Annotated in this window: 19 protein-coding genes; 13 read left to right on the top strand and 6 right to left on the bottom strand. The window is 74.0% G+C overall.

Annotated elements, in window-relative coordinates; translation table 11 throughout:
* The first annotated feature begins 33 nt into the window (after positions 1 to 33).
* On the top strand, positions 34 to 1,083 hold the full coding sequence (rsgA, locus tag ACI799_RS04660; RefSeq protein ID WP_456612528.1) for a ribosome small subunit-dependent GTPase A: 1,050 nt from the start codon (positions 34 to 36) through the stop codon (positions 1,081 to 1,083).
* Positions 1,084 to 1,145: 62 nt separating this feature from the next.
* Here the strand turns inward: rsgA and ACI799_RS04655 are convergent, their stop codons facing one another.
* Positions 1,146 to 2,171 carry a glycerophosphodiester phosphodiesterase family protein gene (locus ACI799_RS04655; RefSeq protein ID WP_456590033.1) on the bottom strand — a complete coding sequence of 342 codons (1,026 nt, stop codon included), beginning with the start codon at positions 2,169 to 2,171 and terminating at the stop codon, positions 1,146 to 1,148.
* A gap of 205 nt (positions 2,172 to 2,376) precedes the next feature.
* Here ACI799_RS04655 and purD point away from each other — a divergent pair, with 205 nt between their 5' ends.
* Entirely contained in the window at positions 2,377 to 3,663 is a 1,287-nt protein-coding gene (gene purD, locus ACI799_RS04650) for a phosphoribosylamine--glycine ligase (protein ID WP_456612527.1), read from the top strand.
* Here purD and ACI799_RS04645 read toward each other — a convergent pair.
* Positions 3,660 to 5,108: an AI-2E family transporter gene (locus tag ACI799_RS04645; protein ID WP_456612526.1), complete on the bottom strand. Its 1,449-nt coding sequence runs from the start codon at positions 5,106 to 5,108 to the stop codon at positions 3,660 to 3,662. The genes purD and ACI799_RS04645 overlap by 4 nt on opposite strands.
* A gap of 96 nt (positions 5,109 to 5,204) precedes the next feature.
* Between ACI799_RS04645 and purB the strand changes: the two genes are divergently transcribed.
* The 7 genes from purB to ACI799_RS04610 all read left to right on the top strand — a co-directional run bounded on the left by purB (position 5,205) and on the right by ACI799_RS04610 (position 12,174).
* Positions 5,205 to 6,512: an adenylosuccinate lyase gene (gene purB / locus ACI799_RS04640; RefSeq protein ID WP_456612525.1), complete on the top strand. Its 1,308-nt coding sequence runs from the start codon at positions 5,205 to 5,207 to the stop codon at positions 6,510 to 6,512.
* Positions 6,509 to 7,372, top strand: coding sequence for a phosphoribosylaminoimidazolesuccinocarboxamide synthase (locus ACI799_RS04635; protein ID WP_456612524.1), 864 nt, complete (start codon positions 6,509 to 6,511; stop codon positions 7,370 to 7,372). The genes purB and ACI799_RS04635 overlap by 4 nt, the downstream gene beginning before the upstream one ends.
* 175 nt (positions 7,373 to 7,547) lie before the next feature.
* The gene (locus ACI799_RS04630; RefSeq protein ID WP_456612523.1) at positions 7,548 to 8,369 is read left to right on the top strand and encodes an endonuclease domain-containing protein; all 822 of its coding nucleotides are present in this window, start codon (positions 7,548 to 7,550) and stop codon (positions 8,367 to 8,369) included.
* A gap of 140 nt (positions 8,370 to 8,509) precedes the next feature.
* Positions 8,510 to 8,749: a phosphoribosylformylglycinamidine synthase subunit PurS gene (purS, locus tag ACI799_RS04625; RefSeq protein ID WP_456590027.1), complete on the top strand. Its 240-nt coding sequence runs from the start codon at positions 8,510 to 8,512 to the stop codon at positions 8,747 to 8,749.
* Between the two features lie 10 nt (positions 8,750 to 8,759).
* On the top strand, positions 8,760 to 9,431 hold the full coding sequence (gene purQ, locus ACI799_RS04620) for a phosphoribosylformylglycinamidine synthase subunit PurQ (RefSeq protein WP_456612522.1): 672 nt from the start codon (positions 8,760 to 8,762) through the stop codon (positions 9,429 to 9,431).
* Positions 9,428 to 11,797 (top strand): phosphoribosylformylglycinamidine synthase subunit PurL, encoded by a 2,370-nt coding sequence (gene purL, locus ACI799_RS04615; RefSeq protein WP_456612521.1) that lies wholly within the window; start codon positions 9,428 to 9,430, stop codon positions 11,795 to 11,797. The genes purQ and purL overlap by 4 nt, the downstream gene beginning before the upstream one ends.
* Positions 11,797 to 12,174 (top strand): sterol carrier family protein, encoded by a 378-nt coding sequence (locus ACI799_RS04610; protein WP_456590024.1) that lies wholly within the window; start codon positions 11,797 to 11,799, stop codon positions 12,172 to 12,174. Before purL ends, ACI799_RS04610 begins: the two co-directional genes overlap by 1 nt.
* Positions 12,175 to 12,241: 67 nt before the next feature.
* Here ACI799_RS04610 and ACI799_RS04605 read toward each other — a convergent pair whose 3' ends face one another.
* Both ACI799_RS04605 and ACI799_RS04600 read right to left on the bottom strand, forming a co-directional pair.
* The gene (locus ACI799_RS04605) at positions 12,242 to 12,391 is read right to left on the bottom strand and encodes an MFS transporter small subunit (protein ID WP_456590023.1); all 150 of its coding nucleotides are present in this window, start codon (positions 12,389 to 12,391) and stop codon (positions 12,242 to 12,244) included.
* Complete coding sequence (locus tag ACI799_RS04600) at positions 12,388 to 13,803, bottom strand: OFA family MFS transporter (RefSeq protein WP_456590022.1); 1,416 nt, start codon at positions 13,801 to 13,803, stop codon at positions 12,388 to 12,390. Before ACI799_RS04600 ends, ACI799_RS04605 begins: the two co-directional genes overlap by 4 nt.
* Before the next feature lie 209 nt (positions 13,804 to 14,012).
* On the opposite strand from ACI799_RS04600, the gene ACI799_RS04595 reads away from it, so the two are divergent.
* Entirely contained in the window at positions 14,013 to 15,104 is a 1,092-nt protein-coding gene (locus ACI799_RS04595) for an S-(hydroxymethyl)mycothiol dehydrogenase (protein WP_456590021.1), read from the top strand.
* Positions 15,101 to 15,712 (top strand): MBL fold metallo-hydrolase, encoded by a 612-nt coding sequence (locus ACI799_RS04590; protein WP_456612520.1) that lies wholly within the window; start codon positions 15,101 to 15,103, stop codon positions 15,710 to 15,712. The genes ACI799_RS04595 and ACI799_RS04590 overlap by 4 nt, the downstream gene beginning before the upstream one ends.
* 36 nt (positions 15,713 to 15,748) lie before the next feature.
* Here ACI799_RS04590 and ACI799_RS04585 read toward each other — a convergent pair whose 3' ends face one another.
* Positions 15,749 to 16,270 (bottom strand): hypothetical protein, encoded by a 522-nt coding sequence (locus ACI799_RS04585; protein ID WP_456612519.1) that lies wholly within the window; start codon positions 16,268 to 16,270, stop codon positions 15,749 to 15,751.
* 68 nt (positions 16,271 to 16,338) lie between these two features.
* Positions 16,339 to 16,977 (bottom strand): DUF5701 family protein, encoded by a 639-nt coding sequence (locus ACI799_RS04580; RefSeq protein WP_456612518.1) that lies wholly within the window; start codon positions 16,975 to 16,977, stop codon positions 16,339 to 16,341.
* A 161-nt stretch (positions 16,978 to 17,138) separates the two neighbouring features.
* Here ACI799_RS04580 and purF point away from each other — a divergent pair, with 161 nt between their 5' ends.
* Complete coding sequence (gene purF, locus ACI799_RS04575; RefSeq protein ID WP_456590017.1) at positions 17,139 to 18,677, top strand: amidophosphoribosyltransferase; 1,539 nt, start codon at positions 17,139 to 17,141, stop codon at positions 18,675 to 18,677.
* On the top strand, positions 18,674 to 19,747 hold the full coding sequence (gene purM, locus ACI799_RS04570) for a phosphoribosylformylglycinamidine cyclo-ligase (RefSeq protein ID WP_456590016.1): 1,074 nt from the start codon (positions 18,674 to 18,676) through the stop codon (positions 19,745 to 19,747). Before purF ends, purM begins: the two co-directional genes overlap by 4 nt.
* Positions 19,748 to 19,761 lie beyond the last annotated feature (14 nt).

Genomic DNA, 19,761 nt, shown 5'->3' with positions numbered 1-19,761 from the left:
CAGCGGGGCGGACCGGGCGTCACCATCGCCGGCGTGGATCTCCTCGCGCTGGGCTGGACGGCCGACCGCGTCGCCGAGCTCCCGCCCGGCTGCGAGCCCGGGCGGGTGCTGCGGGTCGACCGCGGCCGGCTGACCGTGCTCGCCGCGGACGGTGAGCGACGCGTGCACCCGTCCGCCGCCGTGCACCACGAGGCCGGTCCGGCCGTGGGGGACTGGGTGGCGCTGCGCGGGGAGCTGGCGCTCGCCGTCCTCCCGCGTCGCAGCGCCTTCACCCGCACCGCCGCGGGCCGGACGTCGGCGGCGCAGGTCGTGGCGGCCAACGTCGACGTGGTCCTCGTCGTCGACGCGCTGATCGGCCAGGCGCGGGTGCGGCGCATCGAGCGCTACCTCGCGGTGGCCTGGAGCAGCGGGGCGGCTCCCGTCGTCGTCCTGACGAAGGCCGACCTGTGCGACGACGTGGCCGCCGTGGTGGAACAGGTCGCCGAGGACGCGCTCGGCGTCCCGGTGCTGCCGATCAGCTCGGTGACGGGGCAGGGGCTGGCCGCTGTCGGTGAACTCGTCGGCCCCGGCCGGACGGCGGCGATGGTCGGCCCCTCCGGCGTCGGGAAGTCCAGCCTCGCCAACGCGCTGGCCGGCCGGGCGGTGGCCGGCACCCGGGACATCCGCGAGGACGGCCGCGGGCGGCACACCACGACCGCCCGGGAGCTGCACCGGCTGCCCGGTGGCGGGCTGCTGATCGACACGCCCGGGATGCGCGAACTGGGTCTGCACGACGACGCTGGGGGCGTCGACCGGGCGTTCCCCGACGTCGCGGAGCTCGCCACCGCGTGCCGGTACCGCGACTGCGCGCACCGCACCGAACCCGGGTGCGCCGTCGCCACGGCCCTCGAGGACGGCCGGCTGGACCCCGCCCGCTTCACCGCCTGGCGGAAGCTGCAGGGCGAGGCCCACCGCCAGCGGCTCCGCGTCGATGCCCGGGCCCGGGCCGAGGAACGCGCCCGGCTGCGGAGCGTGCACCGCGCGCAGCGACGTCGTCGCCCTCCGGACGACACCGCGGCCAGGCGGGGGACCGGCTCGGGCTGAGCCGGCGCGTGGGCTGTGCCGGGGCCCTCCGGGCTCCGCGCCGCACCGACGCGCGGTGGCGCTCAGACCAGCTGGGCGGCCATGGCGGTGCGGGCGCGGACGGCGTGCTCGGGGGAGTCGCTGATCAGGCCGTCGACCCCGAGGGCGAGCAGGGCCAGGGCGTCGCCGACGGCGTCCCCGAGCCCTCCGGGAGCGTCGCCGCGCCGCAGGTGGGCGGGGAGGAAGGTGTTCTCCGCCCGCAGCGTCCAGCAGAGGACCGTCAGCTCCGCGGCGTGTGCCTGGGTGACCACGTGCGGGGTGCCGGTGACCGCCTGCTGGGCACCGCTGGCCAGGATCCGGTCGCGGCTCGGGGCGATGCCCTGCGCGTAGGTGGAGATCTCCCGCAGACCGGCCGGGGTGACCATCGCGTCGCCTGCCGTGTCGTCACCGACCAGCTGGACCAGCCGGGGGCCGTCCTCGCCCAGCCGCGCACGCAGGTCGCGCAGGACGGCGGGGTCGAACGCCTGCACCACCACGGTGCCCTCGGCGCTGTCGGCACCGAGCCGGCGCAGCTCCTCGGCCACCAGCTCGCCCATGTGCATGCCCAGCGCGGCCCAGTACCCGGGGTGCTTCAGCTCGGCGAGCACCCGCACCGGCCGGTCGGCGGTCGACCGGCAGCGGGCCAGCTCGACGACCTCGGCCAGCGTCAGGATGCCGTAGCGGCCGTCGTAGGCGGTGTTCAGCGGCCGCAGGGACGGCATCCGCTCGACCGCGCGGAGGGTGCGCAGCTCGGCGTGGGTGAAGTCCTCGGTGAACCAGCCGGTCCACAGCTCGCCGTCGACCAGCTTGGTGGTCCGGCGGTCGGCGAACTCCGGGTGGTCGGCGACGTCGGTGGAGACGGAGAGCTCGTTCTCGTGCCGGACGACGAGCACGCCGTCGCGGCTGAGCACGACGTCGGGCTCGATGAGGTCGGCACCCAGGTCGATGGCCAGCTCGAAGCTGGCCCGCGTGTGCTCCGGCCGGTAGGCCGGAGCGCCGCGGTGTCCGATGACGACGGGCCGGGGAAGGCGTGCCCCTGGCCGGACGGCCAGCGACTCGGTCGCGCGCATGGCACCCACCACACAGGAATCGGGTGAATCCGGGGCGAACTGGAGGGGACGGGTTGCGCACGATCGAAAGGCCAGCTCGCTGACCAGCGGACGACCACCTCTGCTGTGACGGACATCACCCGAGGTGTCTGTGGCTGGTGTGACTCGCCGCCCGGCGGCGCCGCCCCGGAGCGTGGCCGGCCGGGCATCGGTAGGGTCGCGGCTCGTGCGCGTGCTGGTGATCGGCTCCGGTGCCCGGGAGCACGCCCTGTGCGTGGCTCTCCAGTCCGACCCTGCGGTTCGCGAGCTCGCCTGCGCCCCCGGCAACGCCGGGACCCGGGTGGCCGCGCCGCCGCCCCCGGGAGGGGAACGGCTCGCCGCGGCCGATCCGGTCGCGGTGGCGGCGCTGGCCCGGGACTGGGGGGCCGACCTGGTGGTGATCGGCCCCGAGGTGCCGCTGGTCGCCGGAGCGGCCGACGCCGTCCGCGAGGCCGGCATCGCCTGCTTCGGGCCCTCGGCGCAGGCCGCGCAGCTGGAGGGCAGCAAGTCCTTCGCCAAGCACGTGATGACGGCGGCCGGCGTCCCCACCGCCCGCTCGTGGCCCGTCGGTGGCCCGGCGGAGCTGGAGACGGCGCTCGACGAGGTCGCCGCGCTCACCGGCGGCGCCCCCTACGTGGTCAAGGACGACGGGCTGGCCGCCGGCAAGGGTGTGCTGGTGACCCCGGACCGCGACGCCGCCCTGGCGCACGGGCGCGGGGTGCTCGACGCCGGGGGAGCGGTCCTGGTCGAGGAGTTCCTCGACGGCCCCGAGGTGTCGCTGTTCGCCGTCACCGACGGGACGACGGTGCTGCCGCTGGTGCCCGCGCAGGACTTCAAGCGCCGGGACGACGGTGACGGCGGTCCCAACACCGGCGGCATGGGGGCCTACGCCCCGCTGCCGTGGGCACCGCCCGGGCTGGTCGACGAGGTCCTCGCCACCGTGCTGCAGCCGACCGTGGACGAGATGGCACGCCGCGGCGAGACGTTCAGCGGCCTGCTCTACGCCGGGTTGGCCCTCACCTCCCGCGGCGTGCGGGTGGTGGAGTTCAACGCCCGGTTCGGGGACCCGGAGACGCAGGTGGTGCTGCCGCTGCTGGAGACCCCGCTGGGCGGGCTGCTGCACGCCGCGGCCACCGGCACCCTCGCCGACCACCCGCCGCTGCGCTGGCGGGACGGCGCGGCGGTGACCGTCGTCGTCGCCGCACCGGGGTACCCCGAGGCGCCGCGCACCGGCGCCCCGATCACCGGGGCCGAGGGCGAGGGCGTGCTGCACGCCGGCACCGCGCTCGCCGACGACGGCACGGTCCGCTCCGCCGGTGGGCGGGTCCTCGCCGTCACCGCCACCGGCTCGGACCTGGCCGCCGCCCGGCAGGCCGCCTACGAGCGGGTCGCCGGCGTCCGGCTGGCCGACGCGCACTGGCGCACCGACATCGCGCTCGCCGCCGTCGAGGGCCGCATCGACCTTCCCGGTTAGCTCGCCGCGACCACGGGCCGCGCCCGCTCCGGGCGTGGTTCGGGCGGCCGTGGCCCCTCGTGCCGGCGGCTGAGGTAGGTGCCCGCGACGTTCACGCACGCCACCGTGGGGACGGCGATCAGCGCGCCGAAGATGCCGCCGACGAGCAGGCCCGCGGCGATCGCGAGGACCACGGCCAGCGGGTGCACGCGCACCGCCCGGCCCAGCAGCAGCGGCTGGAGCACGTGGCCCTCCAGCTGCATGACGCCGATGACGATGGCGAGCGTGATCAGCGCGGTGATCGGGCCGTTGGAGACCAGGGCCACCAGGACCGCCACCGTGCCGGCCAGGAAGCCACCGATGATCGGCACGAACGCGCCGAGGAAGACCAGCGCCGCCAGCGGGATCACCAGCGGCACCCCGAGGATGGCCAGCCCGACGCCGATGCCGACGGCATCGACCAGCGCCACGACCACGGTGGCGCGGACGTAGGAGATCAGCGTGCGCCACGAACGCCGGGCGGCCTCGTCGAGGTAGGCGCGGGAGGCGGCGGGGAACAGGCCCACCAGCCACAGCCAGATCGACCGGCCGTCCTTGAGGAAGAAGAAGAGGGTGAACAGCGCCAGCACGATGCCGGTGACGACCTCGCCCACCGTCGCCGCGGTCGTCAGCGCCCCGGAGGCCAGCGTGTCCTGGTTGTCCAGGAGCACGTCCTGGGCCTGGTCGAGGAGGTCGGCGAGCTGGCCCTCGCTGATGGGGAACCGCCGGACGACGAAGGTCTGGACCTGCTCGAGGCCCTCGCTCACCTGCTCGGCCAGGTCGGCGAAGCCCGCGGTGAACCGCTCGACGACCAGCGTGATGATCCCGGCCACCACGGTGAGGCCCACCAGCAGCATCGTGAACGCGGCCAGCGGGGGCGGCCAGCCGCGTCTGGCGAGTCCCGCGGCACCCGGTTGCAGCAGCGCCGCCAGCAGCAGCGCCACCAGCACCGGGACGACGACGACGGCGATGTAGGCGGCGGCGGAGAGCAGGACGTAGAAGCCGGCGATCACCACGATGAGCCGCCAGGACCAGGCGGCCGCCGTGCGCAGCCCGAACGGGACGTCGTCCTCCGCGTGGGCGGGGTGGACGACGGCCGGCGGCCCGGGAGGGCGCGGCCCGGACCCCTCGGGGGAGCGGGCGTCGGGCGGGCCGCCGACCCCGCCGGCACCGACCACGCCGTCCAGGTCCGGGGCGCCGGGGGCCGGGCTGCCCAGGGGCGGGCTGGTGGCGCCGGTGTCGTCCGGCCGATCGCCCGGCCCGTCGGGCACGGGATCGTGCCGGATGCCGACCGGATAGGGATCGGGTGGCCCGTGGTGGTGGTGCCAGGCGTGCGGATCGTGCTCGCGGGCGGCACGGATCCGGTCGCGGGCGCGCGCGGCGAGGTCCCCGGTGCGCACGGCGAGATCACGGGCGCGACGCCGCATCGATCACCTCCGGTAGGGGCCGTTCGTGATCACGCTAGCCCTACGGGAGACTGTCCCCGTGCTGCGACGAGCTGACCGGTGGCGGGCGGTACCCGCATGATCGAGCGCTACACCCTTCCGGACATGGGCCGGGTCTGGAGCGACGCCCACAAGTACGAGCTGTGGTGCCGCGTCGAGACGCTGGTGCTCGAGGCGCACGCCGCCGCGGGCCGCGTCCCGGCCGACGTCGTCGAGCCGGTGCGCAACGCGCCCCCGCCCACCGCCGAACGGGTCGCCGAGATCGAGGAGACGACGCAGCACGACGTCATCGCCTTCCTCACGGCCTGGGCCGACAACACCGAACCCCGCTCGGCGGCGGCGTTCGTGCACCACGGCATGACGTCGTCGGACCTGCTCGACACCGCGCTGGCCGTCCAGCTCACCGAGGCCACCGACATCCTGCTGGCCAAGGCCGACCGGCTCGTGGCGGCCCTGCGCGACCACGGGCTGGCGCACCGTTCGACGATCAAGGTCGGGCGGACGCACGGCGTGCACGCCGAGCCCGTCGTGTGGGGGCACCGGGTCGCCGACCTGGCCTTCGCCGCCGCCCGCTCGCGCGACCGGCTGCGCGCGGCGCGCGATGCCGTCGGCGTGGTGGCGATCTCCGGCGCCGTGGGCACGTACTCGCTGATCGACCCCTCGGTCGAGGTCGCCGTCGCCGAGGCGCTGGACCTCCGGCCCGCCGACGCCTCCACCCAGGTGGTGCTCCGCGACGGGATCAGCGAGTGGGTCTCGGCGCTGGCGATCATCGCCACGGTCTGCGAGGCGATCGCGCTGGAGGTCCGGCACGGTCAGCGCACCGAGGTGCGCGAGCTGTCGGAGGCGTTCGGCTCGGGCCAGAAGGGCTCGAGCGCGATGCCGCACAAGAAGAACCCGATCCGATCCGAGCGCATCGCCGGGCTCGCACGGGTGGTCCGGGCGGCGATCGTGCCGGTCATGGAGGGCATCCCGCTCTGGCACGAGCGGGACATCTCGCACTCCTCCACCGAGCGGGTGTTCCTGCCCGACGCCGCCATCACCACCGACTACCTGCTGGACCTGACCGCCGGCCTGGTGGAGAACCTGGTGGTCGACGCCGAGCGGATGCGGGCCAACCTCGAGTCGACCGGTGGGCTGATCTACACCTCCTCGGTGCTGCTCGAGCTGGTGGAGAGCGGGCACTCCCGCGAGGACGCCTACGCGCTGGTCCAGTCGGCGGCCATGGAGACGTGGAACTCGGGCACTCCCTTCCGGGAGACGCTGCGGACGCGCGCTGCTGCCTCGGGCGTGACGCTGGACGAGGCGCGGCTGGACGAGATCTGCCGGCCGGAGGAGTACGTCGCCAACCTGGGGCCGTTGTTCGACCGGCTGGCCGCGCTGTCGTGAGCGTGGATCTCCCGCTGGTCGCCCGCGGCAAGGTGCGGGAGATCTACGACGCCGGCGACGACCAGCTGCTGCTCGTGGCCTCGGACCGCATCTCGGCCTACGACTGGGTGCTCCCCACGCCGATCCCGGACAAGGGGCGGGTGCTCACCCAGCTGTCGGTGTGGTGGTTCGACCAGCTGACTCCGGTGCTGGACTCGTTCGGGGCCTCGCACCACCTGGTGTCGGCGGTGGACGTGCCTGCGTCGGTGACCGGGCGCGCGATGCTGGTGCGGCGGCTGGAGATGCTCCCGGTGGAGTGCGTGGCCCGCGGCTACCTGTCCGGTTCGGGGACGAAGGAGTACGAGCGGACCGGCTCGATCCGCGACGTCCCCCTGCCCGCCGGGCTGGTGGAGGGCTCGAAGCTCCCCGCGCCGGTGTTCACGCCGTCCACCAAGGCCGAGGTGGGTGAGCACGACGAGGCGATCGACTTCGCCGCCGTCGTCTCCGCGGTGGGTGCCGAACGGGCCGCGGAGCTGCGCGAGCTGACGCTGGCGCTCTACCGGCGGGGTGCGGAGATCGCGGCCGAGGCGGGCATCGTGCTGGCCGACACCAAGTTCGAGTTCGGGGTCGCGCCCGACGGCGGCCTCGTGCTCGGCGACGAGGTGCTCACCCCCGACTCCTCGCGGTTCTGGCCGGCCGGCACCTGGTCGCCGGGCGCGGTGCAGCCCTCCTACGACAAGCAGTTCGTGCGCGACTGGCTGACGTCGTCCGGCTGGGACCGCGTCTCGCAGCCGCCCGAGCTGCCCGCCGACGTCGTCGCCGCCACCCGCGAGCGCTACGTGACCGCCTACGAGCAGCTCACCGGCCGCCGCTTCGCCTGACCCCGACGCGCGAGATCTGCACACTCGCCCCCATCAGGGCCGGCACAGGGGCCAGATCGCATACCTCGGAGGGCGTCTGTGGACAGCCGCCGCGCCGTGCGGCTGGCAGCGGCCACCATCCCCCGGTGCCCGCGCGTCCCGCCCGCTCCCGCTCACCGCCCCGGCGACGCGTGCGATGGCGGCGGCGGCCGGGATCAGCGGCAAGCAGCTCCGGCACCGCGACGTCGTCCGGCTGTCGAGGGACACCTACGTGCCCCGCGCCTTGGTGGACGACGTCACGGTCCGCATCGAGGCGGTGCTGCTGACCGCGCCGCCCGGCGCCGTCGTCAGCCACCGGACCGCGGCGGCGATCTGGGGCGTGGACATCCCCCTGCAGCGGGACGACGACCGGGTCCACCTGACCGTGGCCACGGGCTCGGCCGTGCGCGCCCGCGCCGACCGCTGCATCCACCGCTCCCCCCTCGGCCCCGGCGAGGTCGACCAGCGCCTCGGCTTCCCCCTGACCACCCCGCGGCGGACCTGGCGCGATCTCGCGGCGACGCTGCCGCCGGCTGCTCTCCTCGCGGTGACCGACCAGCTGCTCGGGTCGTGGTGCACGCCCGCCGACCTGGAGGAGCAGTTGGCGCTGCGACCGGCAGGGAGGGGGTCCGCGCGGGCGCGGTCGGTGCTCCCCGTCGCCGATCCGCGGGCGGAGTCGCCCATGGAGTCGGTGCTCCGGTGGCTCATCCACGCCGCCGGATTGCCGGCTCCGGTGCTGCAGCACCCCGTCCGGACGCCGGGCGGGGAGTTCCGCGCCGACCTGGCCTGGCCGGAGCGCCGGGTCCTCGTCGAGTTCGACGGCGATCTGCACCGCGACCGCGCGGTCTTCGTCCGGGACCTCCGGCGCCAGAACGCGCTGGTCGCCGCGGGGTGGACGGTCCTCCGCTTCAGCTCGGCGGACGTCCTCGGGCGTCCGGACCAGGTGGTTGCCGAGACCGCCCGGGCGCTCGCCCGGTGAGATCTGCGATGTGGCCCGTCCAACGGGCTGATGAGGGCCGCTGTGCAGATCTCGCCGGGGCACGGGAGCACTCGGCGGGGTCCGGCCGGGGAGAGCAGGGTCACGCGGGGGTCGGGGGAGGCCCCGGTACCCTCGGCGGCATGTCCCGCGTGGTCGTCGACGTCGTCCTGAAGCCGGAGATCTCCGACCCTCAGGGGCAGGCGGTCCTCGGCGCCCTCGGCCGGCTCGGCCACGACTCCGTCCGGAGCGTCCGCCAGGGCAAGCACTTCGTGCTCGAGGTCGACGGGACCCCCGACGAGGCCGAGCTGAAGCAGATCGCCGAGACGCTGCTGGCCAACCCGGTCATCGAGGACGTCGAGCTGCACCTCCCCAACGACTGAGAGAACCGCTGTGCGCATCGGTGTCATCACCTTCCCGGGCTCCCTGGACGACGTCGACGCCGCGCGCGCGGTGCGGCTCGCCGGGGGTGAGCCCGTCGCCCTCTGGCACGCCGACCACGACCTGCAGGACGTCGGCGCCGTCGTCCTCCCCGGTGGCTTCTCCTACGGCGACTACCTCCGCGCCGGAGCCATCGCCGCCCGCTCCCCGCTGATGCAGGACGTCGTGGCCGCGGCGAACCGCGGCCTCCCGGTGCTCGGCATCTGCAACGGCTTCCAGGTGCTCTGCGAGGCCGGGCTCCTGCCGGGCGCGCTGACCCGCAACAGCCACCTGCACTTCCGCAGCCGCGATCAGGTGCTGGTGGTCGAGCGCGCCGACACGGCCTGGACGCAGGACTACGCGACCGGCCAGCGCATCGTCATCCCCGTGAAGAACGGTGAGGGCCGCTACGTCGCCGCCGACGCCGAGCTGGACCGGCTGGAGGGCGAGGGCCGGGTCGTGTTCCGCTACGTCGACGGGAACCCGAACGGGTCCAGCCGCGACATCGCCGGCGTCACCAGCGAGAACGGCCGGGTCGTCGGCCTCATGCCGCACCCCGAGCACGCGATCGAGGACCTCACCGGGCCGTCGACCGACGGCCTGGGCTTCTTCACCAGCGTCCTGAAGGCGGTCGTGAACGCGTGAGCGACGACGTGACGGCGGGTCGGGCCAGCGCGACCGCGGGGCTCTCCGACCTCGACACCGGACCCGGCCGGCTCGCCAACCGGCTCGACACCGTCGAGCTGGCGGCGGGCACCCCCGACGACGAGCAGCCCTACGCCGAGCTGGGCCTCAAGGCCGACGAGTACGACCGCATCAAGAGCATCCTCGGCCGCCGCCCGACCACGGCGGAGCTCGCGATGTACAGCGTCATGTGGAGCGAGCACTGCTCCTACAAGAGCTCCAAGGTCCACCTCCGGCAGTTCGGTGACCTGCCGCCCAGCGACGCCCTGCTGGTCGGCATCGGCGAGAACGCGGGTGTGGTCGACGTCGGCGACGGCTACGCGGTGACCTTCAAGGTCGAGAGCCACAACCACCCGAGCTACGTCGAGCCCTACCAGGGCGCGGCCACCGGCGTCGGCGGCATCGTGCGCGACATCCTGACCATGGGCGCCCGCCCGATCGCGGTCATGGACTCGCTCCGGTTCGGCCGCGCCGACGCCCCCGACACCGCCCGCGTGCTGCCCGGCGTCGTCGCCGGGGTGGGGGGCTACGGCAACTGCCTGGGCCTGCCCAACATCGGCGGCGAGGTCCTCTTCGACGACTGCTACGCCGGCAACCCGCTGGTCAACGCGCTGTGCGTCGGGGTCATGAAGCACGAGGACGTGCGGCTGGCCAAGGCCGAGGGAGTCGGGAACAAGGTCATCCTGTTCGGCGCCCGCACCGGCGGCGACGGCATCGGCGGGGTCAGCGTGCTGGCCAGCGAGACCTTCGACGCCGAGGGCCCGGCGAAGCGCCCGAGCGTGCAGGTGGGCGACCCGTTCACCGAGAAGCTGCTCATCGAGGCGTGCCTGGAAATCTTCCAGCAGGACCTCGTCACCGGCATCCAGGACCTCGGCGGCGCCGGCCTCTCCTGCGCCACCAGCGAGCTGGCCAGCGCCGGCACCGGCGGCATGCACGTCGACCTCGACACCGTCCCGCTGCGCGACAGCACCCTCACGCCGGCCGAGATCCTGATGAGCGAGTCGCAGGAGCGGATGTGCGCGATCGTGGAGCCGGACAAGGTCGACGCCTTCCTGGCCGTCTGCCGGAAGTGGGACGTGCTGGCCACCGTCATCGGTGAGGTCACCGACGGCGACCGGCTCACCGTCGACTGGCACGGCGAGCGGATCGTCGACGTCCCGCCGCGGACCGTGGCCCACGAGGGCCCGGTGTACGAGCGGCCGATGACCCGGCCGCGCGACCTCGACGCCCTGCAGGCCGATGACGCCGGGAACCTGCCCCGGCCGCAGACCGGCGCCGAGCTGCAGGCCCACTGGCTGGCCGTCGTCAGCAGCCCGGACGGCGCGGACAAGACCTGGGTCACCGAGCAGTACGACCGCTACGTCCGCGGCAACACGGTGCTCGCCCAGCCCGACGACGCCGGGGTGGTGCGCATCGACGAGCAGAGCCACCGCGGCATCGCGCTCTCGCTCGACGGCAACGGCCGGTACGCCCGCCTGGACCCCTACACCGGCGCGCAGCTCAACCTCGCCGAGGCTTACCGCAACGTGGCCGTCTCCGGCGCGAAGCCTCTCGCCGTCACCAACTGCCTCAACTTCGGCTCCCCGGAGAACCCCGAGGTGATGTGGCAGTTCGCCGAGGCCGTGCGCGGCCTGGCCGACGGCTGCCGCGAGCTCGGCCTGCCGGTCACCGGCGGCAACGTCAGCCTCTACAACCAGACCGGCGACGTGGCGATCAACCCGACCCCGGTCATCGGTGTGCTCGGTGTGCACCAGGACGTCCGCACCCGGGTCTCCTCCGGCTGGCGGGCGGCCGGGGAGACGGTGCTCCTGCTGGGCACCACCCGCCCGGAGTTCGGCGGCTCCGCGTGGGCGAGCGTCGTGCACGACCACCTCGGGGGGCGGCCGCCGGCGGTCGACCTGGCCGCGGAGCGGGCGCTGGGCGACCTGCTGGGCGCCCTCGGCCGCGAAGGCGTGATCAGCTCCGCGCACGACCTGGCCGACGGCGGGCTGGCCCAGGCGCTCACCGAGTCGCCGCTGCGGTACGGCGTCGGCGCCGCCCTGGACCTCGGTGCGGACCCGTTCACCGCGCTGTTCAGCGAGTCCACCGCCCGGGCGGTCGTCACCACGTCCGACCCGGGCGGGGTGAAGACCACCGCCGAGTGGGCGGGCGTGCCGGTCACCGAGCTCGGGACGACGGGGGGCGACTCGGTCGCCGTGGCCGGCCTGCTCGAGCTGCCGCTGGCCGAGCTGCGCGCCGCGTGGACCGCGACGCTGCCGGCTCTCTTCGGCGGTCCGGAGCACAGCACCCCGCTCACCGTCCCGGCGGGCACCGTCCCCACCTCCTGATGCCGGCGCCCATCCCGGCCGAGGAGCTGCGTGCGGTGGTCGACCCGGTGCGGGCCTGGCTGGCGGGGGAGGCGGAGCAGCCGCCCCGGGCGGTGCTGGGTGCCGCCGTGAAGACGACGGCGCGCTGGCTGGCCCAGCAGGTGCCGGGCCGCTCGGTGGAGCTGCGGGTGCCGCCGCACGTCGCCGTCCAGTGCGTCGAGGGGCCCCGGCACACCCGCGGCACGCCGCCGAACGTCGTCGAGACCGACGCGGCGACCTGGCTCCGGCTGGCCACCGGGCAGCTCACCTGGGACGAGGCCGTCGCCGGGGGGACGCTCACCGCGAGCGGCAACCGCGCCGACCTCTCCGCTCTGCTCCCGCTGCGTCCGCTCCGCTGAGGCCCCGGGAACACGACAGCGGCGGGGATCCCGGGAGGGATCCCCGCCGCTGCGGGTGGTGCGAGGGTCAGCCGCCGAAGAGCGCGCTGGCCGCCTTCACCGTGTTGTACAGGCCGTAGGCCAGCGGGACGCCGACCAGGGTCCACGCGAATGCGATCAGGGCCACCGGCGTGTGCGTGGTCGGCTGCTCGCCGGTCCGGGACGCGGGAGTGCTCATCGGATGCTCCGTTCGGGCTCGGCGGCCGTGGTGGGGATGTCGGTCTGCTTGGGCTCGAAGTACTTCTCCGACACCGGCTTGATCAGCAGGTTCGCGACGAAGCCGACGGCCAGCAGGCCGACCATGATGAACAGCGCGGGCCGGTAGTCACCGGCGACGAGCTGACCCGGCGTCCCGCGGGCGTCGAGGACGCCGTTGATGATCAGCGGGCCGACGACGCCGGCGGCCGCCCAGGCGGTCAGCAGCCGGCCGTGGATGGCGCCCACCTGGTAGGTGCCGAAGAGATCGCGCAGGTAGGCCGGGACCGTCGCGAAGCCACCACCGTAGAAGCTGATGATGATCGCGGCGGTGACCACGAAGATCCAGGTCGCGGTGCTGCCGAGGGTCGCCAGGATGACGTACAGCACGATGCCGACGCCGAGGTAGACCATGTAGATCGGCTTGCGCCCGATGTAGTCCGACGTCGAGGACCACACGAAGCGGCCCGCCATGTTGAACAGCGACAGCAGGCCCACGAAGCCCGCGGCCGTGGCGGCGAGGACGGTGGAGGTCTCACCGGTACGGAAGAAGTCCTGGATCATCGGCGCGGCCTGCTCGAGGATGCCGATGCCCGCGGTCACGTTGCAGAACAGCACCGTCCAGAGCAGCCAGAACTGCGGCGTCTTGATCGCGTTGTTGGCCGAGACGTTCTCCGTGGTGACCAGCGACTTCTGCTTGACGGCCGACGGGTCGAAGCCGTCGGGCCGCCAGTTGGCTGCCGGGACGCGGATGATGAACGCGCCGAACATCATGAAGACCAGGTAGATCAGGCCCAGGGTCAGGAACAGGCCCGCGACGGCGTTACCGCTGGGCACCGTGCCGGCGATGGCCGGGTCGTAGTTCGGGTCGTACCAGTTCATGAGCTGGCGGGACAGCGGCGAGGCGATGAGCGCGCCACCACCGAAGCCCATGATCGCCATGCCGGTGGCCAGGCCCGGGCGGTCGGGGAACCACTTGATGAGCGTGGAGACCGGCGAGATGTAGCCGATGCCCAGGCCGATGCCGCCGAGGAAGCCGTAGCCGAGGTAGAGCAGCCAGAGCTGCTCGGTGTAGATGCCGAGCGAGCCGACGAGGAAGCCCGACACCCAGAAGACGGCCGAGGTGAACATGGCGGCGCGGGGGCCGTTCTTGTCCACCCAGGTGCCGAAGACGGCGGCCGAGAGGCCGAGCATCACGATGGCGATCGAGAAGATGATCCCGATCTGGGTGAGGCCCGTGTCGAAGTGCTCCACGAGCGCGACCTTGTAGACACTGGTCGCGTACGCCTGGCCGATGCACAGATGGACGGCGAGAGCCGCCGGCGGGATCAGCCAGCGGTTGAATCCTGGCCGGGCGACGATGCGCTCGCGTGCCAGGAAACTGGGTACTGCCACGGGGTGTACCTCCGGGGACGGGAACCGGTGCGTCCGGATGGACACCACCGGGACGCGCCCTGTGATATGGGTCGCTATCGGGTCGCACCGTACGTGGCCGTCCGTGCTATTGCGCGCTCAACATGCAACTCGTGATCCTCGCGTGACCACCCGACCGCAGGGCGGAAGGGGATTCAGCCGCCCGCTGTGCCTCCGCCTAGGGTGCAGGCATGGCGTACGAGGTGCGGGGCGTGGTCGCCCGCGGCAAGGGACAGCCCGTCACGGTGGAAACCATCGTCGTTCCCGATCCGGGCCCCGGTGAGGCGGTCGTGGACGTGCAGGCCTGCGGGGTCTGCCACACCGACCTGCACTACCGCGAGGGCGGCATCAACGACGACTTCCCGTTCCTGCTGGGCCACGAGGCGGCCGGCGTGGTCGCGGCAGTGGGCGAGGGCGTCACGAACGTGGCCGTCGGGGACTACGTCGTCCTGAACTGGCGGGCCGTGTGCGGGGAGTGCCGCGCGTGCCGCAAGGGTGCGCTGCAGTACTGCTTCAACACCCACAACGCCGCGCAGAAGATGACGCTGGCCGACGGCACGGAGCTCTCCCCGGCCCTGGGCATCGGCGCCTTCGCCGAGAAGACGCTCGTCCACTCCGGGCAGTGCACGAAGGTCGACCCGGCTGCGCCCCCGACGGCCGCCGGGCTGCTCGGCTGCGGGGTGATGGCCGGCGTCGGCGCGGCGATCAACACCGGTGGCGTGCAGCGTGGCGAGACGGTCGCCGTCTTCGGCTGCGGCGGCGTCGGCGACGCCGCGATCGCCGGCGCGAAGCTCGCCGGCGCGACGACGATCATCGCCGTCGACATCGACGACCGGAAGCTGGAGTGGGCCCGGAAGTTCGGCGCCACCCACACCGTGAACTCGAAGGAGACCGACGCCGTCGAGGCGATCAAGGCCGCCACCGGTGGCTTCGGCGTCGACGTCGCCATCGACGCCGTGGGCCACCCGAAGGTGTTCGAGCAGGCCTTCTACGCCCGCGACCTCGCCGGCCGCGTGGTCATGGTCGGCGTCCCCACGCCGGGCATGGAGATCACCCTGCCGGCGATCGAGGTCTTCGGCCGGGGTGGGGCGGTGAAGAGCTCCTGGTACGGCGACTGCCTGCCCAGCCGCGACTTCCCGATGCTGGTCGACCTCTACCTGCAGGGCCGGTTCCCGCTCGACGACTTCGTCACCGAGACCATCGGCGTGGACGACGTCGAGGAGGCATTCCACAAGATGCACGCCGGTGACGTGCTGCGCTCGGTCGTGGTGTTCGACAAGTGAGCACCGCGCGCATCGAGAAGGTCGTGATCCCCGGCGTCTTCTCCCTGGACGGCCAGGACTTCGACGTCGAGAACAACGTGTGGCTCGTCGGCGACGACGACGAGGTGCTGGTGATCGACGCCCCGCACGACGCGGCCCCCATCGTGGCGGCCGTCGGCGGCCGGAACGTCACCGCGATCGTGCTCACGCACGGGCACAACGACCACATCACCGCCGCGCCGGCGCTCCGCGAGGCGACCGGCGCCCCGATCTGGTTCCACCCGATGGACCGGATGCTGTGGGACGTCGTGCACCCGGACGCCGCACCCGACCGGGACCTCCTGGCCGGCACGCGGTTCACGGTGGCCGGTGCGACGCTCACCGCGTTGCACACCCCGGGTCACTCGCCGGGGAGCACCTGCCTGCACGCGCCGGACCTGAGCACGGTCTTCACCGGTGACACGCTGTTCTGCGGCGGTCCGGGAGCCACCGGGCGCTCGTTCAGCGACCGCCCGACGATCGAGCACTCGATCCGCTCGGAGCTGTTCACCCTCCACGGCGACACGGTGGTGCGGACCGGGCACGGCGACGACACCACGATCGCCGCGGAGCTCCGCACCCTCGGCTGACCCCCGCCCCTGGTTCTGGGGGACGACGCCGCCCGCTCACCCGCCGGCGGTGTCGTCCTCCGCCGGACGCCGGCGCTTGCTGCCGGACCGGCTCTTGGGCTCGGAGGACCTCTTGGGCTGGGACCGGCTCTTCGCCTCGGACCCGGCCTTGGGCTCGGACCGGCTCGTGGGCTCGGGCCGGCTCTTCGCCTCGGACCCGCTCGTGGGCTCGGACCCGGCCTCGGGCTCGGACCCGCTCGTGGCATCGGACGGGCTCGTGCGGGGCTGCGGGCTCGTCCGCTCGAGGTTCTGGCGGATCGCCGCCACGTCGAGTGCGAGGTCCTCGAGGGCCTCCACCGCGCGCGTGGCGAGGGCGAACGTCAGGTTCTCGCGCTGCTCCCTGGGGCTGGGCTCGCGATGCCGCTGTGCACTCCCGGGATTGCGGGCGGATGACTCACGCATCCGGCGCGTCGCCTCCGACCACGGATCGTCGGTGCCCCGCGCATCGCCGAGGAGATCGCGCAGCATCCGCTGCGCCATCGCCAGGAAGTCGCCCGGGTCGGGTCGGTCGTTCGCCATCGTCTGCCTCCTCCGGCGGTGAGGACGCGGCCGGTGGGGAAACGTGCGCGACCCCGCCGGGGTTCCCGTCAGGCGGCGACGCGCCGCTGCGCGGAGGCGAAGCCGAGCCAGGTGTGCCGGTTGCCGGCCCAGCACCAGCCGACCTTGGGTGCCCCCCGCCGGTCGCGGCCGTCGCGCCCGGTGCCGTTGCTGATCCACAGCGCCGGCGTCCGGGCGTCCAGGCGTCCGTCGGGCCTGCGCAGCCGCGAGCCGATCGTCATGAAGCAGGCGTTCCGGGCCAGGACCTCCGGGCACTGGAGCAGCCAGTGGATGCCCTCGCCGAGCGTGAGCGGCGTCCGGCCGGCACCCAGGATGGCGGGCAGTGCCTCGTCCGGGCTCCAGTTCCGCCACTGGTCGCCGCGCTCGAGTCCGCTCACGGCGTAGACCGGGGTGGCGGGCAGCTCGACCGACTCGACGGGTGCGAAGGCGTCGAGGTCGGTCATGTCCGCGACGACGAAACCGGGCTTGCCGGCCAGCGTCACGAGCGGGGCGAGCCCCGACACGGGTGCCCGGTCGGGGTGCACCACCAGCAGGGCGCCGGGGGCGAGTCCGTCGGCCGCGGCGCGCAGGTCGGCCGCCGTCACGTCGGCGATCCCGGGTAGGCCGAGGGCGATCAACCGCTCGGCCTGGGCCGCAGCCGGGGGGAGAGGGGCGAGCAGCGTGGGCACAGGCGGACCTCCGGGGCCGGTGGGAACTGGCCGACCACGCGCTGCCCGGACACCTGGTTCCCGCCCGCCGGTCCCGCGACCAGCGGCGACGACCCACCGGGGTGACGCGGCCCACCCGCTCGGCTCTCGGTTCGGTGGCGCGCGCCGGTACGCTCGACCCCGTGCCTCGCGGTGATGGACGGCTGACGCACGACCTCGATCCCCAGTTCCCCGGACCTCAGGACGCCTGCGGCGTCTTCGGTGTGTGGGCGCCGGGGGAGGAGGTCGCGAAGCTGACCTATTTCGGTCTGTACGCGCTCCAGCACCGCGGTCAGGAGGCGGCGGGGATCGCGGTGTCCGACGGCGCCTCGGTCGTCGTCTACAAGGACCTCGGGCTGGTCAGCCAGGTCTTCGACGAGCCGACCCTCGGCAGCCTCCGCGGCCACCTGGCCGTCGGTCACACCCGGTACTCGACGACCGGGGCCTCCACGTGGGAGAACGCGCAGCCGACGTTCCGCACCACCGAGGCCGGCACCGGCCTGGCGCTCTGCCACAACGGGAACCTGGTCAACACCGCCGAGCTCGCCAGCAAGGCCGCCGACGCCGGTGTCCCGGGGGCCTTCGTGGCGACCAACGACTCCGACCTGGTCACCGCGCTCATCGCCTCCTACCAGGACGTCTCGGTCGAGGCGGCGGCGATGGAGGTGCTGCCGCAGCTGCGGGGCGCCTTCTCCATCACCTTCATGGACGAGGACACGCTCTACGCCGCGCGTGACCCGCAGGGCGTGCGCCCGCTGGTGCTCGGCCGGCTCGAGCGCGGCTGGGTGGTGGCCAGCGAGACCGCCGCGCTGGACATCGTCGGCGCCTCCGTGGTGCGCGAGGTCGAGCCCGGCGAGCTGATCGCCATCGACGAGAACGGCCTGCGCAGCCAGCACTTCGCCCCGGCGGAGCCCAAGGGCTGCGTCTTCGAGTACGTCTACCTGGCGCGGCCCGACACCACGATCTCCGGGCGCAGCGTGCACGCGGCGCGCGTGGAGATCGGCCGCCGGCTGGCGAAGGAGCACCCCGCCGACGCCGACCTCGTGATCCCGGTGCCCGAGTCGGGCACCCCGGCGGCGGTCGGCTACGCCGAGGCCTCGGGCATCCCCTACGGGCTGGGCCTGGTCAAGAACTCCTACGTGGGCCGCACGTTCATCCAGCCCAGCCAGACCATCCGGCAGCTGGGCATCCGGCTCAAGCTGAACCCGCTGCGCGACGTCATCCGCGGCAAGCGGCTCGTGGTCGTCGACGACTCGATCGTGCGCGGGAACACGCAGCGCGCGCTGGTCCGGATGCTGCGCGAGGCCGGTGCGGTCGAGGTGCACGTCCGCATCGCGTCGCCGCCGGTCAAGTGGCCGTGCTTCTACGGCATCGACTTCGCCAGCCGGGCCGAGCTGATCGCCAACGGCCTGGACATCGACGGGGTGCGGGCGTCGGTCAACGCCGACTCCCTCGGGTACGTCTCCGAGCAGGGGCTGATCGCGGCCACCGAGCAGCCGGTCAACCGGCTGTGCACCGCCTGCTTCACCGGCGAGTACCCGATCCCGCTGGGTGCCCCCGAGGTGCTGGGCAAGCACGTGCTCGAGGGCATCGGCCAGCGCGCGGTGAGCGGCTGGACCGGTCAGCAGGCCGGTAGCGCCGCGGTCCCCGGTGGCGCCGAGGACGCGCTGAGGCGGCCGTGAGCCGCGGGAGCGACGCCGGGCAGTTCACCTACGCCGCCTCAGGCGTCGACATCGACGCCGGCGAGCGCGCCGTCACCCTCATGAAGGCCGCTGTCGAGCGGACCAACCGGCCCGAGGTGGTCGGCGGGCTCGGCGGCTTCGCCGGCCTGTTCGCCCTCGACGTGCAGAAGTACCGCAGGCCCCTGCTGGCGTCCTCGACCGACGGCGTCGGGACGAAGATCGCCCTGGCCCGGCAGCTGGACCGGCACGACACGGTGGGCATCGACCTGGTGGCGATGGTCGTCGACGACCTGGTCGCCTGCGGCGCCGAGCCGCTGTTCCTGCAGGACTACGTGGCCTGCGGGAAGGTCGTGCCGGAGCGGATCGCCGCGATCGTCACCGGCATCGCGGCAGGGTGCACCCAGGCCGGCGCCGCGCTGGTCGGCGGCGAGACCGCCGAGCACGGCGACCTCATGGGCGCCGACGACTACGACCTGGCCGCCACCGCCGTCGGGGTCGTGGAGGCCGACGCCGTCCTCGGTCCGGAGCGGGTGCGCAGCGGCGACGCGGTCGTCGCGATGGCGTCGTCCGGCTTCCACTCCAACGGCTATTCGCTGGTGCGGCGCGTGGTCTCGGCGGCGGGGCTCGACCTGGCCGCCACCCCTGCGGGCCTCGACCGGCCGCTGGGCGACGAGCTGCTCGAGCCCACCCGCATCTACGCCCGCGACTGCCTGGCGCTGGTCGAGGAGCTCGGCGTGGAGGCGGTGCACGCCTTCGCGCACATCACCGGCGGCGGGCTGGCCGGCAACACCGCGCGCGTGGTCCCCGACGGGCTGCAGGCGGTCCTGGACCGCGGCACCTGGACGCTCCCGGCCGCGGTGCGGCTCATGGAGGAGCACGGGGTGCCGCGGGCGGAGTCCGAGCGCGCCTTCAACTGCGGCGTCGGCATGGTCGCCGCCGTCGCGCCGGAGCAGGCGGACGCCACGGTCGCGCTGCTCACCGCCCGGGGCGTTCCCGCGTGGGTCGCCGGAACCGTGCTCGAGCCGGCGGGGCAGGCGCCGGCGGCGGAGCTCGTCGGCACCTACCGCTGAGCCGACCAGAGCGA

It is taken from the genome of Blastococcus sp. SYSU DS0753 (genome assembly GCF_054051175.1).
Note: the sequence above shows the minus strand (reverse complement) of the source record. Positions and strands in the feature narration are given on the sequence as shown.

Coding starts and splice junctions, on each gene's coding strand:
- ACI799_RS04610 (WP_456590024.1), top strand. CDS start 11,797: ATGCCGGCGCCCATCCCGGCCGAGGAGCTGCGTGCGGTGGTCGACCCG.
- ACI799_RS04630 (WP_456612523.1), top strand. CDS start 7,548: ATGGCGGCGGCGGCCGGGATCAGCGGCAAGCAGCTCCGGCACCGCGAC.
- ACI799_RS04605 (WP_456590023.1), bottom strand. CDS start 12,391: ATGAGCACTCCCGCGTCCCGGACCGGCGAGCAGCCGACCACGCACACG.
- ACI799_RS04655 (WP_456590033.1), bottom strand. CDS start 2,171: ATGCGCGCGACCGAGTCGCTGGCCGTCCGGCCAGGGGCACGCCTTCCC.
- ACI799_RS04595 (WP_456590021.1), top strand. CDS start 14,013: ATGGCGTACGAGGTGCGGGGCGTGGTCGCCCGCGGCAAGGGACAGCCC.
- purB (WP_456612525.1), top strand. CDS start 5,205: ATGATCGAGCGCTACACCCTTCCGGACATGGGCCGGGTCTGGAGCGAC.
- purS (WP_456590027.1), top strand. CDS start 8,510: ATGTCCCGCGTGGTCGTCGACGTCGTCCTGAAGCCGGAGATCTCCGAC.
- ACI799_RS04645 (WP_456612526.1), bottom strand. CDS start 5,108: ATGCGGCGTCGCGCCCGTGATCTCGCCGTGCGCACCGGGGACCTCGCC.
- ACI799_RS04585 (WP_456612519.1), bottom strand. CDS start 16,270: ATGGCGAACGACCGACCCGACCCGGGCGACTTCCTGGCGATGGCGCAG.